This is a genomic window from Nocardia amamiensis NBRC 102102 (genome assembly GCF_001612745.1).
In the GTDB taxonomy this organism is placed as follows: domain Bacteria; phylum Actinomycetota; class Actinomycetes; order Mycobacteriales; family Mycobacteriaceae; genus Nocardia; species Nocardia amamiensis.
Genome location: NZ_BDBA01000257.1, coordinates 1 through 14,364, shown reverse-complemented (window position 1 = coordinate 14,364; position 14,364 = coordinate 1). Strand labels below are relative to the sequence as shown.

The window sequence follows — 14,364 nt, the reverse complement described above, 5'->3', positions numbered from 1 at the left end:
GCAGGCCGTCGCGGCCCGCCGCGGTGTCGCGGTGTCGCTGCCCGCCGCGGGCGGCGGTGGCGGCGGGACCGTCGACGCGGCCGCGCTCGGCGAGTTCACCGAGCAGATCACCGGCCGCGACGGTGTGCTGGCCACGGCCGCCCGCGTGGTGCTCGAACAGCTGGGACTCGCCGAGCGGGTCTCCGCGCCGGATGCGACGGACGACTCGCTGGTCGACCTGGTCGCTGCCGAGTTGGGTTCGGACTGGCCGCGTTTGGTCGCGCCGGTGTTCGACGCGCGCAAGGCGGTGCTGCTGGACGACCGGTGGGCCGCCGCCAGGGAGGACCTGGCCCGGCTCTGGCTCGCCGACGACGCCGGAAGCGCGAACGGGCCGGTCACCGGGTTCCTCGGCGCGGGCGAAGCGGTTGCCGCGCAGGCGGACTGGTGGCGTCAGCGCGCGATGCACGAGGCTCGTTCGGTGCTCGCCGGGCTGTACCAGCGGATCGCCGATGCGGCGCGCAGCGTCGCCGAGCCCGGACTGTGGTCCTCGGACATCGCCGTGATCACCGGCGCGAGCAAGGGATCCATCGCCGCGGCGGTGACCGGCAGGCTGCTCAGCGGCGGCGCCACGGTGGTGGTCACCACGTCCACGCTGAACGACGAGCGTCTCGGCTTCTACCGGAAGCTGTACCGGGACAACGCCCGGCACGGCGCGGCCCTGTGGGTGGTGCCCGCGAACATGGCGTCCTACCAGGACATCGACGCGCTGATCGACTGGGTCGGCACCGAGCAGGTGGACAGCGCAGGCGGCGCGAAGGTCAAGGTCAAGGACGCGATGACGCCGACCCTGCTGCTGCCGTTCGCGGCGCCGCGGGTGGCCGGTGACCTCGCCGACGCGGGCGCACGCGCCGAACTGGAGATGCGGGTGCTGCTCTGGTCGGTCGAGCGGCTGATCGGCGGGCTGTCCACGCTGGGCGCCGACCATGACGTGGACGCGAAACTGCATGTGGTGCTGCCCGGTTCGCCCAACCGCGGCATGTTCGGCGGTGACGGCGCCTACGGTGAGTCGAAGGCGGCGCTGGACGCGGTGGTCGCCAAGTGGCGCGCGGAGAAGTCGTGGTCGGCCCGGGTCACGCTGGTGCACGCGCTGATCGGCTGGGTGCGCGGCACCGGCCTGATGGGCCACAACGACCCGATGGTCGCCGCGGTCGAGAAGGCGGGTGTGCAGACCTGGTCCACCACCGAGATGGCCGACGAACTGCTCAAGTGGTGCACCTCGCGGGCCAGGCAGGTGACCGTCGCCGGCCCGCAGCAGATCGACCTGACCGGCGGACTGGCCAGGGCCAAGCTGGACCTGCCTGCGCTGGCCAAGCAGGCCGCCGAGCTTGCCGAGCCCGAGACCGCCGCTGATGTGGAGAAGACCATCGCGGCACTGCCGGCGCCGCCGACCATGTCCTCGGCGCTGCCGGCGCCCGAGTGGGGCGAGGTGACCGCGGATCCGGCGGACATGGTGGTCATCGTCGGCGCGGGCGAGCTCGGCCCCTACGGCTCGGCGCGCACCCGCTTCGAGATGGAGGTCTCCGACGAGCTGTCGGCGGCGGGCGTGCTGGAGCTGGCCTGGACCACCGGCATGATCACCTGGGAGAACGACCCCAAGCCGGGCTGGTACGACACCGCCTCCGGCGACTACGTGCCGGAGCACGAGCTGGCCGAGCGCTACCACGACGCGGTGGTCGCCCGCTGCGGTGTGCGCCGCTATGAAGACGACGGCGCGATGACCGACGGCTCCGCTCCGCTGATGACCTCGATCTTCCTCGACCAGGACCTGTCGTTCACGGTGGGCGGCGAGGCCGAGGCCCGCGCCTTCCACGCCGCCGACCCCGAGCACACGGTGATCACACCGGTTTCCGATTCCGGCGACTGGACGGTGACGCGCAAGGCGGGCACGGAGATCCGCGTGCCGCGCCGGGCCAAGCTGTCGCGCTTCGTCGGCGGCCAGATCCCGACCGGCTGGGACCCGACCATCTGGGGTATCTCGCCCGACATGGCCGCCTCGGTGGACCGGGTGGCGCTGTGGAACATCGTCTGCACGGTGGACGCGTTCATCAGCTCCGGGTTCAGCCCCGCCGAGCTGATGAGCTGGGTGCATCCCTCGCTGGTGGCCAACACGCAGGGCACCGGCATGGGCGGCATGACCTCGATGCGCTCGCTCTACATCGACAACCTGCTGGGTGAGCCGCGGCCCAACGACATCCTGCAGGAGGCGCTGCCGAACGTTGCGCTGGCGCACGTGGTGCAGTCCTACGTGGGCAGCTACGGCGCGATGGTGCACCCGGTGGCGGCCTGCGCCACCGCCGCGGTGTCGGTCGAGGAAGGCGTGGACAAGATCCGGCTCGGCAAGGCGGAGCTGGTGGTCGCCGGCGGTTACGACGACCTCGGCATCGAGGGCATCGTCGGCTTCGGTGACATGTCGGCCACCGCGGACTCGGCGGCCATGAGCGCCAAGGGCATCAGCGACCGGTACTTCTCCCGCGCCAACGACCGCCGCCGCGGCGGGTTCGTGGAATCGCAGGGCGGCGGCACCGTGCTGCTGGCCCGCGGGGACATCGCGCTGGAGCTCGGTTTGCCGGTGCTCGGCGTGGTGGCCTTCGCCCAGTCGTTCGCCGACGGTGTGCACACCTCGATTCCGGCACCGGGCCTGGGCGCCCTCGGTGCGGGTCGCGGTGGCCGCGAGTCGCGGTTCGTCGCGGAGCTGCGCAAACTCGGCGTGCGGCCCGACGACATCGCGGTGATCTCCAAGCACGACACGTCCACCGCGGCCAACGACCCGAACGAATCCGAGCTGCACGAACGTCTTGCCGCCGCGATCGGGCGGTCGGACGGCGCTCCGCTGTTCGTCGTCTCGCAGAAGAGCCTGACCGGCCATGCCAAGGGCGGTGCGGCCGCGTTCCAGCTGATCGGCTTGTGCCAGGTGCTGGAAAGCGGTGTGGTACCGCCGAATCGGAGCCTGGACTGCGTCGACGATAAGATGCGCGAGTACTCCCACCTGGTGTGGGTGCGCGAGCCGTTGCGCTTCGGCGACCGGTTGCCGCTCAAGGCGGGCCTGGTAACCTCGCTCGGCTTCGGGCACGTGTCCGGCCTGCTCGCGGTGGTGCACCCGCAGGCGTTCATCCAGGCCATCGAGCCGGGCAAGCGCGAGGAGTACCAGCGCAAGGCGCAGGAACGGCAGCTGTCGGGCCGGCAGCGGTTCGTCGAGGCGATGTGCGGCGGCGCGCCGCTGTACGAGCGGCCCGCGGATCGCCGCCTCGGCGGGGAGGGCACGCCCGCCAAGCGGATTCGGCAACTCGAGGCCGACGTGCTGCTCTCGCCGGACGCGCGTTTGGCCGAGGACGGGGCGTACCGGGCGAACGGGCTCGGATGCGCGTAACCGGAAGCGCGGCGGGGCAACCCGCCGCGCAGGGTCCCCGCGCGGCGTCGTGGACCACGTCGTAGGCTGCGCGCCTATGACGATCCTCGGTATCGGCTTGGACTTGGTGACCATCTCCGAGTTCGCCGAACAGCTCGAACGCGCCGGAACCACCATGCTCCGGGAGAGTTTCACCGCGGGCGAGCGGCGCTACTGCCAGAGCAAAGGGACCGACCCGGCGCGCAGCTACGCGGTGCGATGGGCGGCCAAGGAGGCGGTGATCAAAGCCTGGGCTTCGTCGCGGTTCGCCCGCCGCCCGCAGATCGGGGACAACCCGTATCCGCTGATCGAAGTGGTCAACGACGCGTGGGGAAGGCCGAGCATCAAGCTGCACGGCCTCGCCGCCGAATTCCTGCCCCGGGTACGGGTTCACCTGTCGTTGACCCATGACGGCGATACCGCGGCGGCGATGGTCGTGCTAGAAGACCCGGGCGAGCTGGCCGATCTCATCGAAGGCCGCGACAGCGTCGGCTGAGTCGTGCGGTGGTCCCGGTTCGCGCCGGGACCACCGGCTTACCTCTTATCGCCGCCGGTGCGCGATTCCTTCTCCGCGACGAGCAGGTAGGCGACCATCAGCCGCTTGAGTTCGGCGACCGCCTCCGCGCTGCTCTGTTCATCCTGGACCGAGAAGTTCAGCATCGAATAGACCACGTGCACCAGCACTTCGGCCATCATGGTGCGCCGCACCCTGGGCGTGCGCGGGGTGAGTGGGCGCAGCATCTGCGACACGACCTCGGCGAACTGCTTCTCGTGGATCGCGCCGGTGGCCCGGGTGGACGGCGTGGACTGCATGGCAAGCCACACTTCGCGCCGGGACGGGTCGGTCATCCACAGGTTGGCCAGATGGTCGACGAACTGGTTCATGTGCCGCAGCCAGTCCAGTGACGGGATCTCGCCGTGGAAGTCGGCCAGCTCTCGGGAAACGGCCACCAGGTCTTGCCGATTCAACTCGCAGACGATGACGTACTTGTTCGCGAAGAACTGATACAGCGTGCCGATCGGCACCTCGGCCCTGGCCGCCACCTCTTCACAGGTGAACGACTCGAATCCGACCTCGACGAGCAGTTCTCTGGATGCCTGGAGTAAGGCGTCGAACTTGCGTTTGCTGCGTTCCTGCGTCGGCCGGCGTCGCGGCATGAGCTCCTGTGGGTCGTCCTGCAGCTCCAACGCAGGGTCCAGACGGTGCTTCGACCTGGCCTCCGCGCGTACGTCCACCCATCCAGGCTAACGGTATGGGCACGTCGGCGGCACGCACGTTCGCTGTTCGAGTTCAGCCCGGTTGATTTTCCGCACCCATCCGCCCGGTGATGTGGCGCCGAACACTCACCGAGCGCGCGTGTCTGGCGACGTGTGCTCCGAGCAGGGGAATCCATGCGGCTCATGACTTTCGGCAAGCTCGTGAGCTCGGTCAATGCCTAGAGGGAGGCGTGATCAGTGGTGGCTGAATCTCTGGTGACTCTCGGCGTTTCCACCGAACGAGGTGCCGTGCACGCGGTGGCGCTCGCCGACGGCGAGCAGCTCGCGGATCGCGTGCTGCTGCGCCGGGTGGGACGGACCGGTAGCGACAGCAAGGCGGATGTCGCGGCGTCCGTGGAGGCGGTGTTGAACGCCATGGCCGCCGGGCTCGGCCCGGATCGGGAGATCGGCGGCGTTGCGGTCGCCTACCGGGACTCCGCGGAGCGGCGTGCCATCGTGACCAGGCTGGCGACCGGCCCCTGGCACAGCGCTTCCATGGTTTCGGCGAAGTCGGCTCACCTCAGTGTGGCGGGCGTGATGACCTCGCTCGATACTTTCGACAATCTGCTGATCTGCGAGGTCGTCCCCGGATATCACGCTTTCACCCTGGTGGATCGCGGGCGGCGCCGGGTGCTGGCCGCCGTGGGGCAGGCGGGCCGGACGACGCCGCAGTCGCTCGGCGGGGCCGTGACGGCGGCCTGGGATCAGTTGGAGGCGGCGGCGACCAAGCCGGATGCGGTGGCGTTGATCGGCTCGGCCGTGGCGGAACCGGCGGTGTCGGCCGCTGCCGAGGACTTCGGGGTGCCGGTGATTCCCTGCACCATGGCCGCTTTCGCATGCGCGGCGGGTGCCGCGTTGAGCGTGCGAATGGAGTCGGACAGTCGTGTCGTGCCAGTCGAGGAGCCGCACCGGGCGCGTGGCGGGGTGGCGTTGTTCGCGGCGGCCGGTGTGCTGGCGAGCGGAATGGTCGTCGGCGGCGGTTACGTGCTCAATGGTTTCTCGCGCCCGATGCCGACCGTGGTCGCGGACGCTCAGCGCGATGCAGCGGGTGCGGTGGACGTCGCGGCCGGGGTGGATCGGACGCGGAGTAGCGCGGCAGATGGACCGGCTGCCGGTCCGTTCGGCTCGACCACCGGGGCCGCGACCGGGTCGCAGCTCTCCGGCCAGCGCTGGGGTGATGTTCCGGAGTACGACCCGTTGCCGCTGTCGATCGCCGAAGCGGCAGGCAACGAGGAGCCGGATGCCGAGGAGCCGCTGATGCCGGGCACCGGCGTCCCGTCCCAGAGCAAGGTTGGTGCGCCCAACGAGGCGCTGCTGTTCCCCGGTGAGTCTCCGCCGCCCGCCGCGTTCACCCCGGAAGCGGCGGACTGGTGGGACGAGCATCTCCGCTTGATGGCGCAATGGGCCGCGCAGCAGGTGATGCCGGGCTCTATCTGATTTGCAGCGCCTGCGGCGCTGCGTGTTCGTAAGACTCGCACCCGACGGGGCTGGGGAGGTGCGGATCGGCTGGACTGTGTTTGTTTGCCAGCGCCTGCGGTGCTCGGAGCACAGCGGAGCTGGGCGCGCGAATTCATGGTTGGCCCAGCGCCTGTGAGTACTCGGCCCAGCGCCTGTGAGTACCCCGGCCGAGGCCCGGCGTCGTTGTGGCGCCGGGCCTTTCGCTGCGCCGTCGCGCACTAGACCGACAGATCGCGGCGCAGCTTGGCGACGTGGCCGGTGGCGCGGACGTTGTACTGCGCCGCGGCGATCTTGCCCTGTTCGTCCACCAGGAATGTGGAGCGGATGACGCCGACGACCGTCTTGCCGTACATGGTCTTCTCGCCGAATGCGCCCCATGCGGTGAGCACGGCGCGCTCGGGGTCCGACAGCAGCGGGAAGGTCAGCCCTTCGGCGTCGCGGAACTTGGCCAGCCTGGCCGGTTTGTCCGGCGAGATGCCGAGGACGTCGATCCCGGCGCCGTTCAGGTCGGCCAGGTTGTCGCGGAAATCGCAGGCTTGCTTGGTGCATCCCGGCGTGCTCGCGGCGGGGTAGAAGTACACGATCACCTTGCGGCCGCGGTAGTCGGCGAGCGAGACGTCTTTGCCGTCGGCGTCGGGCAACGTGAAGTCGGGGGCGGTGTCGCCGGGGGAGAGTCGTTGGTTGGTGGTCACCTCCAGCACGGTAACCGAACGCACGGACAGGAGATCATCGCGCGGCCCGATCGCGGGGTGCGGGGACGGATAGACTCGACCGCGTGCGCCGGGCGCTCCGCGACCGGCCGAGCATGCGGCGTGTGCTCCCGGCGCGGCAATCGACAACAGGAGGGTGGAACGTGGCAAAGGATACCGAGCGGATCGAGCGGGATATCGAGGCCGCCCGCACTCGGCTGGCGAGCACGCTCGACGAACTCGCGGTACGCGCGGATCCGCACCGGATCGCGGACGACACCAAGCAGATCGTGGTCGCGAAGCTGAACGAGCCGAAGGTGAAGTACAGCCTGATCGGCGCCGCCGCCCTGGTGGTCGGCCTGGTTGTGCTGAAGATCTTCCGCTAGCGCGGCGCGAGATCATCCGCTGAGCTGAAAACGACGACACCCGGTGTGGCGATGCCCACCGGGTGTCGTCGTTGTCGCGGTCGGTTCAGACCGTCGGGCAGGCGAAGCCGTCGCCGTCGGGATCCAGGTGCGGGCCGAAGCCCGGTTCGCCGCGGAACAGCGGGGCCCGTCCGGCGGCGCGGGCATCGTCGCAGTTGGCGAAGGCGCCACCAGCCGAGCCGCTCTGCGACATATTGGCCGAGCCGGTCGCGGCGGAGCCGGTATCGACGGCCGAGGAGCCGGTCCCGGCGGAACCGGACGGAGGGGCGGCTAGGGCGGCCGGCGCCGCGAGAAGGGTCATTCCCGCGACGGCCGCGCTGACGGTGAGCCGACGAACGTTCATGTATTCCTCTGTTGTTTGCTGCGGTGGTTGGTGCGCCCGACCGGACGCCGCATCCACTGTTGTGACGGCTCGCTCTCTTGTCAACCGTAGGGGGACGGAATTAGGGCATTAGGGGGTCGCGGACACGGCGTGGATCAGGGCGTGGGAGCGGCGCCGCCGAGATGCTCGGCCGGGATAGTACCCATCCGCCCGGCCTGGTAATCCTCGATCGCCTCGATGATCTCCGCGCGGCTGTTCATCACGAACGGCCCGTACTGCACCACGGGTTCCCTGATCGGCTGTCCGCCGAGTAGCAGGACCTCCAGCGCGCCGGTCCGATTGTCTTGGCGCGCATCGGATGTCACGGTGATCGCGGCCCCGCGACCGAAGACCGCCAGTTGTCCTTCGCTCAGCGGCCTGTGCTCGGCGCCCACCGTGCCACTGCCGGACAACACGTACGCCATCGCCGTGAAGTCCTGCGGCCATGGCGTTTCCAGCCGGCCGCCGGGTGAGATCGATGCGTGCGCGTAGGCGATCGGCGTGTACGTCGAACCGGGACCGGTGAATCCGCCCACCGCGCCGGCGATGAGCCGGACCAGCGCGCCGCCGTCGTGCGAGCTCACCAGGGTCAATTCGCCCGCACGCAGATCCTGGTAGCGCGGCGTCGCGAACTTCAGGCTGTGCGGCAGGTTCACCCAGAGCTGGATGCCGTGGAACCAGCCGCCGGAGGCGACCATCTCCTCCGGCGGGACCTCGTCGTGCAGGATGCCCGAGCCCGCGGTCATCCACTGGGTGTCGCCCTCGCCGATGACGCCACCGCCGCCGTGCGAATCGTGATGCACCATGGTGCCGTCGAGCATGTAGGTCACCGTCTCGAAGCCCCGGTGCGGATGCCAGGGCGCGCCCTTGGCCTCATGCGGTTCGTAGGCGACCGGACCCATCTGGTCGAGCAGGATGAACGGGTCGGCCGCGCGCAGGTCCATGCTCGGGAACGGCCTGCGCACTTCGAATCCGGCGCCCTCGCGCTGTTTGTGGGCGGTGACCACGCTCCGGACCGGCCGCTCTGGCAGCGTGACGTCGGGCCGCGGGAGGCGCGGCAGGACCATGATGTCTGGAACGGTGACGGCGGGCATGGGGACCTCCTCGAGAGTTGGTGTCCATGTCAACCAACTGTGACTACACTTCATTCCCATGGTTCGGTGGTTGAGTGACGACGAGCAGGCGACCTGGCAGGCCTATGTGCGGCTGCGCCAGCGTTTGGACGGGGCGATTTCGGCCGGGCTGGCCGAGGACGGCCTGTCCCTGGCGGACTACGAGTTGATGGTGGCGCTGTCCGCCGCGCCGGGCGGCTGTCTGCGCGCCAAGGAGCTGGCCACCGAGGTGTGCTGGGAGAAGAGCCGGTTGTCCAAGCATCTGGCCAGGATGGACGCCCGCGGGCTGGTCGAGCGGCGGCCCGCCGAGCAGGATGCCCGCGGCATCATCGTGCAGCTCACGCCGGAAGGGCGCGCCGCGCTGGAGCGGGCCGCGCCCAACCACGTGGATCTGGTCCGCCGCGTGTTCGTCGAGCCGATGACGGAGGCGCAGGCGCAGGCGCTGCGCGCACTCGCGGACAAAGTGGTCGCCGAGGTGGAGCGAGCGACCGAACCGGACGCGTGATCGCGGCGGATGCGCTAGCCGGAGCGCTTCCCACGGCCCAGCCAGCGGCGCCACCAGCGGCGTCGAGGCGGGCGGGCGACGACCTCGTCGCGGTGCGCGGCCCCTCTCGACGATGCCGCGCGGCGCGTGCGCGCGGCATCGCGCTCGGTACGCCATTGCGCGACAATCTCATCCGCGTTCACCGGCGCAATCGGCACGAATGGTCCTTCCGGCAGGCGCAGCCATTCCACGATGCGTTTGTTCAGCTCGCTCACCGCCGCCCGCACCTGCCGCTCGGCGGTGAAATCACGCACCATCTCGGGCAGGTGCTCGATATCGCGCCGCAGCAGCAGCGAGGGCGGCAGCAGTGCGTCGCCGCCGACTCCCTGCCGACGGAGATACCCGCGCAACCACCAGTCCTCGTCGTGGACCGCGCCCGTGCCGGGAATCGGCTTGCCGGTGCCGGGCAGGTTGTCGAATTCGCCGCGCTCGGCCGCCTCGTGGATCTGCTTTTCGATCCACGATTCGAAGGTCAACTTCGACGGCTTGCGCTCGGTCATCACGACGGCGGTGTCGGCGGATGCATGACGCCAGTCTACGGAATCTTGTAGTAGACGTGGAAAGGCTTGGGGCGGAATAGTTTTCGACGGCGTTCAGGACCACGGCGGGATCGGCGGCTTGACCCAGAGCAGTTTCTCGTCGGCGAACAGGCGCCGTGCCGCGGGATGCTCCGGGTGCCGGGCGGCCCAGTCGTCCTTTTCGTCCAACAGCTCCGCGACCGTCACCCAGGTCTCGTCGGTGCTCGGCGGATTGGTCTCGGCGGCCCTGGCCAGCTTTCGTCGCACCGGTGCGGACATCGCGAGCACCTCGGCGCCGGTGATGCCGCGCTGCCAGAGGTAGACCGCCAGTCGCCGCGCTTTCTCGGCGCGGCTCTTGGCCGCCGCCTCGCTGTGTGCGTAGTCGGTCATGACGTGTCCATGGGTCGCAGGTGTGCCTCGACCCTATACGCGCCGCAGCCTCCCCATCGGCGGACGGGGAGGCTGCGGTGGCGGTGACGGACTCAGTACGCGCTGTTGACGTTGTCCATCGAGCCGTAGCGGTGCGCCGCGTAGTTGCAGGCGGCGACGATGTTGGCGACCGGGTCCCAGATGTCCCAGGACGTGCCCTCGACGTGGTAGGCGCGGAAGGTCGGGTCGATCACCTGCAGCAGACCCTTGGACGGGATGCCGGCGGCGGCGTTGGAGTCCCAGAGGTTGATGGCCTGCGGGTTGCCGGAGGACTCGCGCATGATGTTGCGGTGGATGCCGTTGTAGCTGCCCGGGATGTTCTTCGCCGCCATGATGTCGAGTGCCTCCCGGATCCAGCCGTCCAGGTTGTCGGCGTACACCGGTGCGGGCGGCGGGGGCGGGGGCATCGGTGCCGGGGCCGGCTCCGGTGCCGGAGCGGGAGCGGGCATGGGCGCGGGGATCGCCTCCGCGACCGGTTCGGCGACGGGCGCGGGTGCGGCGGGCGCCGGAGCGGAGGTGGGGGCGGCCTGTTCCTCGGCCACCATGGCGATGCGAGACGGGACGCTGTCGTCGGCCACGGACGCCGCGGAGCAGGCTGCCACGGCCACGACACCCACGGCGGCGGCGGCGACGGTGATGGTTTCACGAAGTGAGGGGCGACGAAGGGCGGAAAGGCGTCTGTCAGGCATTGCGAATCGGTTCCTTGTTCGGGGACTTTCTCGATCCGGCCGCGTTCGGGCAGCACGGATCCTGCGGCGGACGCTCGTGGACGCTCGCCGAAACGGCCATCTGCTGTTGTGTGCTTTGGTTGTGGGGGAGCTCATGTCCCCGGAACGCGGCGCACTTCGTGCGTGCGGCGCCGGTTCGCCCTCGATGGGGCCTGGAGCGCGGTGTCGCGCGGGACTCCGCATCCTGGATGCGAAGAGAGGGGCGGAAGTATGGAGATCGCGGGTCCGTTTCCGGATCCGCTCCGCCGATCGCGTTGGCTGACAGCTGCCATCCGTGCGATCGTTACCGAATCGGTGTCTACAACTCCTCGGACTGACCAAACTTCAGGTCGCTTTGTGACCTGATTGCAGAATGGTCACGCTAGGTGAACGGACGGTGAACGAGTCGTGAATGAACGGTAGCGATGATCTTGGAAGGCCCGGCACGAGGTTGTCGAACCCCGATCTGAGCTGGGAGTTTGCTGGTAAACCTGATGTGTGCTAGGTCACAGAATTTTCCTGCGGGTCGACTGGATTTCGGCCGGTTCGCGGAGGTAGTGCTGTCTGAATTGAGACCTGTGGTGCTTCTGTGACATGGCGCAGGTCACGCGAAGGTCACGGAGATTTCGCCGCACGGAGGAGACAAGACCGCGCCCTCGCCGTCCGAGGACTGGCGAGGGCGCGGTCTTTTTGTGTTGTGCGCCATCAGGGACTCGAACCCCGAACCCGCTGATTAAGAGTCAGCTGCTCTGCCAATTGAGCTAATGGCGCGCGGCGTTTCCGCTGCGGGACAAACCTTAACAGGCCGAGGTGGCAGAAGTGAAATCGCGCCCTGACCGGGGTTGATGCAGTCTCTGCCGTCCGTAACGCCGGAATGTGCGGAATTGATCTATCGGTTGTAACGCTGCAGTGACGGGCGCGGTGTTCACATTGGCCAAGGCGTGACGTGCTGGCAGAATGTCCGATTGTGGTTCCGGCCGCCCGCGTCACGGCGGGGTGAGCGGCGTGGCGGTTGGTAGCCGAAGCCATCGGTGTGTTCCGGGCGCACCGAGACTTGAAACGGGGTTGAAATGAGCGTTGGTAAGGGTCGGGGCAGACCGGCCACACGGTGGTCGATACGCGCGATCGCCGCACCTGTGATCGTCGTAACCGTCGCCGCACTGGCGTTGACGGGGTGCTCGTCCTCCGACGCCTCGCGCGCCGCGCAGGTGGCCATCGATCGCAACCCCATCACGGAGTTGATCAAGCCCAAGCTTCTTTCTCCGGTCAAGGACGGCGAGGTGGGGGTCTCGCCGGGAATGCCGATGACGTTCAAGGTCGAGGATGGCAAGTTCACCACCGTGAGCTTGATCAGCCCACAGGGCAAATCGATCAGCGGCAAGCTGGCCGCCGACGGACGGTCCTGGGAGACCACCGAGGTGCTCGGCTATGGCAAGACCTACCGGTTGAAGGCCGACGCGATCGGGCTCGGCGGCGCGAACTCCGCGACGCTCAGCTTCACCACCAGCTCGCCGGACAACCAGACCAAGCCCTATCTGATCCCGGGCGAGGCGGAGGTGGTCGGCATCGGTCAGCCGGTGGCCGTCCAGTTCGACGAGAACATCCCCGACCGGAAGGCCGCGCAGGCCGCGATCAAGATCACGACCGAGCCGCCGGTCGAGGGCGCGTTCTACTGGGTGAACAACCGCGAGGTGCGCTGGCGGCCGGAGCATTTCTGGGCGCCGGGGACGAAGGTCACCATCGATGTGAATGTCTACGGGCGTGATCTCGGTGACGGCCTCTACGGCCAGGACAACGTCCACTCCTTCTTCACCATCGGCGACGCGGTGATCTTCACCGCCGACGACAACACCAAGCAGGTGACCGTCGAGCAGAACGGTCAGGTGATCCGGACCATGCCGACCTCGATGGGCAAGGCCAGCACGCCCACCGACAACGGCGTCTACATCGTGGCCGACCGGCACGAGAAGATCATCATGGATTCCTCGACCTACGGCGTGGCGGTGAACTCGCCGGACGGGTACAAGACGCCGGTGGACTACGCGACGCGACTGTCTTACAGCGGTATCTTCTTCCACTCGGCGCCGTGGTCGGTCGGGCAGCAGGGATACAGCAACGTGAGCCACGGCTGCCTGAACCTCAGCCCGGCGAACGCGCAATGGGTGTACCAGAACGCCAAGCGCGGTGACATCACGATCGTGAAGAACACCGTGGGCGGCACGCTGTCGGGCGTGGACGGCTTGGGCGACTGGAACATTCCGTGGCCGGTCTGGAAAGCGGGCAACGCGGACGACAACCGCTGAGCCGCAACGAAGGACGCCGAACGGGCCACCGGGAATCCGATGGCCCGTTCGGCGTTCCAGGCGGCCTCTCGGGCGGGCGGATGAGGGTAGTCCGCTTGCGGACTGCTGGGATGAGCCGTGAACCGACCCTTTGGTGGCGCCGATGCTGTGCGAGCGTTGCGGCTCACCGAGCGGAGCTGTCCCCGGAGGAATAGCAAGCGGGCCAGGTCAGGAACTCAAAGCCCTGACCTGGCCCGGATGGGGTGAGCGACGGGACTCGAACCCGCGACAGCCAGGATCACAACCTGGTGCTCTACCAACTGAACTACGCTCACCATCGCCGGTGAACAACCGGCGGGCTAGATATTAGCGTGTCACCCCGCCGACTCCCTAATCGGTTTCTGGCGAGCCATTGACCTGGGCTGATTCAGCGACTTCCGCGGTGACCTCCTCGGCTACCTCGGCGGCGGCCGCGGCGATCTCGATGGTGGACGGCCCGGGCGGGGCGACGAACGCGGTGCGCCGGTAGTACTCCAGCTCGCGGATGGACTCCTTGATGTCGGCCAGGGCGCGATGGCTCAGGCCTTTCTCCGGCTGGCCGAAGTAGATGCGCGGGTACCAGCGGCGGCACAGCTCCTTGATCGAGCTCACATCGATCATCCGGTAGTGCAGGTGGGCGTCCAGCAGCGGCATGTCCCTGGCGATGAAACCGCGGTCGGTGGCGATCGAGTTACCGGCCAGCGGCACGGTGCGGGGGGTCGGGATGTACTCGCGGATGTAGTCGAGCACCCGCTGCTCGGCCTCCTCGATGGTGACGGTGGAGCGGCGGACCTCCTCGGTCAGACCGGAGCGCGCGTGCATGTCCGCGACCACCGCGGGCATCGCGGCCAGCGCGTCGTCGTCGGCGTGGATGACGATGTCCACGCCCTCGCCGAGGATGTTGAGATCGCTGTCGGTCACGAGCGCGGCCACCTCGATCAGCTTGTCGCTGTCCAGGCGCAGGCCGGTCATCTCGCAATCCATCCACACCATGTATTTGTCGGACACCCGTGCAACATTAGCCGGATCGAATCGCCCGGCCCCTCGGTACGGCCCGTTCGCCGCCTCCGCGCGCGCCGCGGACGACGGCCGTCGCGGCCTGCGCGCCCGATCGGCGCG

The 14,364-nt window shown here is 68.8% G+C and carries 14 protein-coding genes and 2 tRNA genes; 6 read left to right on the top strand and 10 right to left on the bottom strand.

Translation table 11 applies throughout. The features are described from left to right. Both NA4_RS33945 and acpS read left to right on the top strand, forming a co-directional pair. Nucleotides 1–3,406 (top strand): beta-ketoacyl synthase N-terminal-like domain-containing protein (locus NA4_RS33945; protein WP_281180093.1); only part of this gene is annotated, 3,406 nt, incomplete at its 5' end. 76 nt (nucleotides 3,407–3,482) lie between these two features. Beyond that, nucleotides 3,483–3,920 carry a holo-ACP synthase AcpS gene (gene acpS, locus NA4_RS33940; RefSeq protein ID WP_067479477.1) on the top strand — a complete coding sequence of 146 codons (438 nt, stop codon included), beginning with the start codon at nucleotides 3,483–3,485 and terminating at the stop codon, nucleotides 3,918–3,920. A 38-nt stretch (nucleotides 3,921–3,958) separates the two neighbouring features. Here the strand turns inward: acpS and NA4_RS33935 are convergent, their stop codons facing one another. Then, nucleotides 3,959–4,582, bottom strand: coding sequence for a TetR/AcrR family transcriptional regulator (locus tag NA4_RS33935; protein WP_245671710.1), 624 nt, complete (start codon nucleotides 4,580–4,582; stop codon nucleotides 3,959–3,961). A gap of 300 nt (nucleotides 4,583–4,882) precedes the next feature. On the opposite strand from NA4_RS33935, the gene NA4_RS33930 reads away from it, so the two are divergent. Beyond that, complete coding sequence (locus tag NA4_RS33930; RefSeq protein WP_157129462.1) at nucleotides 4,883–6,118, top strand: hypothetical protein; 1,236 nt, start codon at nucleotides 4,883–4,885, stop codon at nucleotides 6,116–6,118. 239 nt (nucleotides 6,119–6,357) lie between these two features. Here NA4_RS33930 and bcp read toward each other — a convergent pair whose 3' ends face one another. Beyond that, a complete protein-coding gene (gene bcp / locus NA4_RS33925; RefSeq protein ID WP_067479478.1) occupies nucleotides 6,358–6,831 on the bottom strand; it encodes a thioredoxin-dependent thiol peroxidase in 474 nt (157 codons plus the stop codon). A gap of 161 nt (nucleotides 6,832–6,992) precedes the next feature. On the opposite strand from bcp, the gene NA4_RS33920 reads away from it, so the two are divergent. Further along, nucleotides 6,993–7,214, top strand: a complete 222-nt coding sequence (locus NA4_RS33920) for a DUF3618 domain-containing protein (RefSeq protein ID WP_067479473.1) — start codon at nucleotides 6,993–6,995, stop codon at nucleotides 7,212–7,214. Between the two features lie 85 nt (nucleotides 7,215–7,299). On the opposite strand, the gene NA4_RS33915 is transcribed toward NA4_RS33920, so the two are convergent. Both NA4_RS33915 and NA4_RS33910 read right to left on the bottom strand, forming a co-directional pair. After that, a complete protein-coding gene (locus tag NA4_RS33915) occupies nucleotides 7,300–7,596 on the bottom strand; it encodes an excalibur calcium-binding domain-containing protein (RefSeq protein WP_067479471.1) in 297 nt (98 codons plus the stop codon). 134 nt (nucleotides 7,597–7,730) lie between these two features. Further along, nucleotides 7,731–8,708 (bottom strand): pirin family protein, encoded by a 978-nt coding sequence (locus NA4_RS33910; RefSeq protein WP_067479469.1) that lies wholly within the window; start codon nucleotides 8,706–8,708, stop codon nucleotides 7,731–7,733. Nucleotides 8,709–8,766: 58 nt separating this feature from the next. Here NA4_RS33910 and NA4_RS33905 point away from each other — a divergent pair, with 58 nt between their 5' ends. Continuing rightward, nucleotides 8,767–9,231: a MarR family winged helix-turn-helix transcriptional regulator gene (locus tag NA4_RS33905; RefSeq protein ID WP_067479467.1), complete on the top strand. Its 465-nt coding sequence runs from the start codon at nucleotides 8,767–8,769 to the stop codon at nucleotides 9,229–9,231. Between the two features lie 14 nt (nucleotides 9,232–9,245). Here NA4_RS33905 and NA4_RS33900 read toward each other — a convergent pair whose 3' ends face one another. The 4 genes from NA4_RS33900 to NA4_RS33885 all read right to left on the bottom strand — a co-directional run bounded on the left by NA4_RS33900 (nucleotide 9,246) and on the right by NA4_RS33885 (nucleotide 11,695). After that, the gene (locus tag NA4_RS33900; protein WP_067479466.1) at nucleotides 9,246–9,770 is read right to left on the bottom strand and encodes a DnaJ family domain-containing protein; all 525 of its coding nucleotides are present in this window, start codon (nucleotides 9,768–9,770) and stop codon (nucleotides 9,246–9,248) included. A gap of 93 nt (nucleotides 9,771–9,863) precedes the next feature. Next, nucleotides 9,864–10,178: a hypothetical protein gene (locus NA4_RS33895; protein WP_067479464.1), complete on the bottom strand. Its 315-nt coding sequence runs from the start codon at nucleotides 10,176–10,178 to the stop codon at nucleotides 9,864–9,866. Between the two features lie 92 nt (nucleotides 10,179–10,270). Then, the gene (locus tag NA4_RS41985) at nucleotides 10,271–10,906 is read right to left on the bottom strand and encodes a transglycosylase SLT domain-containing protein (RefSeq protein WP_067479462.1); all 636 of its coding nucleotides are present in this window, start codon (nucleotides 10,904–10,906) and stop codon (nucleotides 10,271–10,273) included. A gap of 716 nt (nucleotides 10,907–11,622) precedes the next feature. Next, nucleotides 11,623–11,695: transfer RNA gene (locus tag NA4_RS33885), tRNA-Lys, on the bottom strand. A gap of 299 nt (nucleotides 11,696–11,994) precedes the next feature. On the opposite strand from NA4_RS33885, the gene NA4_RS33880 reads away from it, so the two are divergent. Continuing rightward, nucleotides 11,995–13,227: a L,D-transpeptidase gene (locus NA4_RS33880; protein WP_067479460.1), complete on the top strand. Its 1,233-nt coding sequence runs from the start codon at nucleotides 11,995–11,997 to the stop codon at nucleotides 13,225–13,227. 238 nt (nucleotides 13,228–13,465) lie between these two features. Here NA4_RS33880 and NA4_RS33875 read toward each other — a convergent pair. Next, nucleotides 13,466–13,541 (bottom strand) — tRNA-His (locus tag NA4_RS33875). Nucleotides 13,542–13,596: 55 nt separating this feature from the next. Beyond that, nucleotides 13,597–14,253, bottom strand: coding sequence for an oligoribonuclease (orn, locus tag NA4_RS33870; protein WP_067479458.1), 657 nt, complete (start codon nucleotides 14,251–14,253; stop codon nucleotides 13,597–13,599). Nucleotides 14,254–14,364 lie beyond the last annotated feature (111 nt).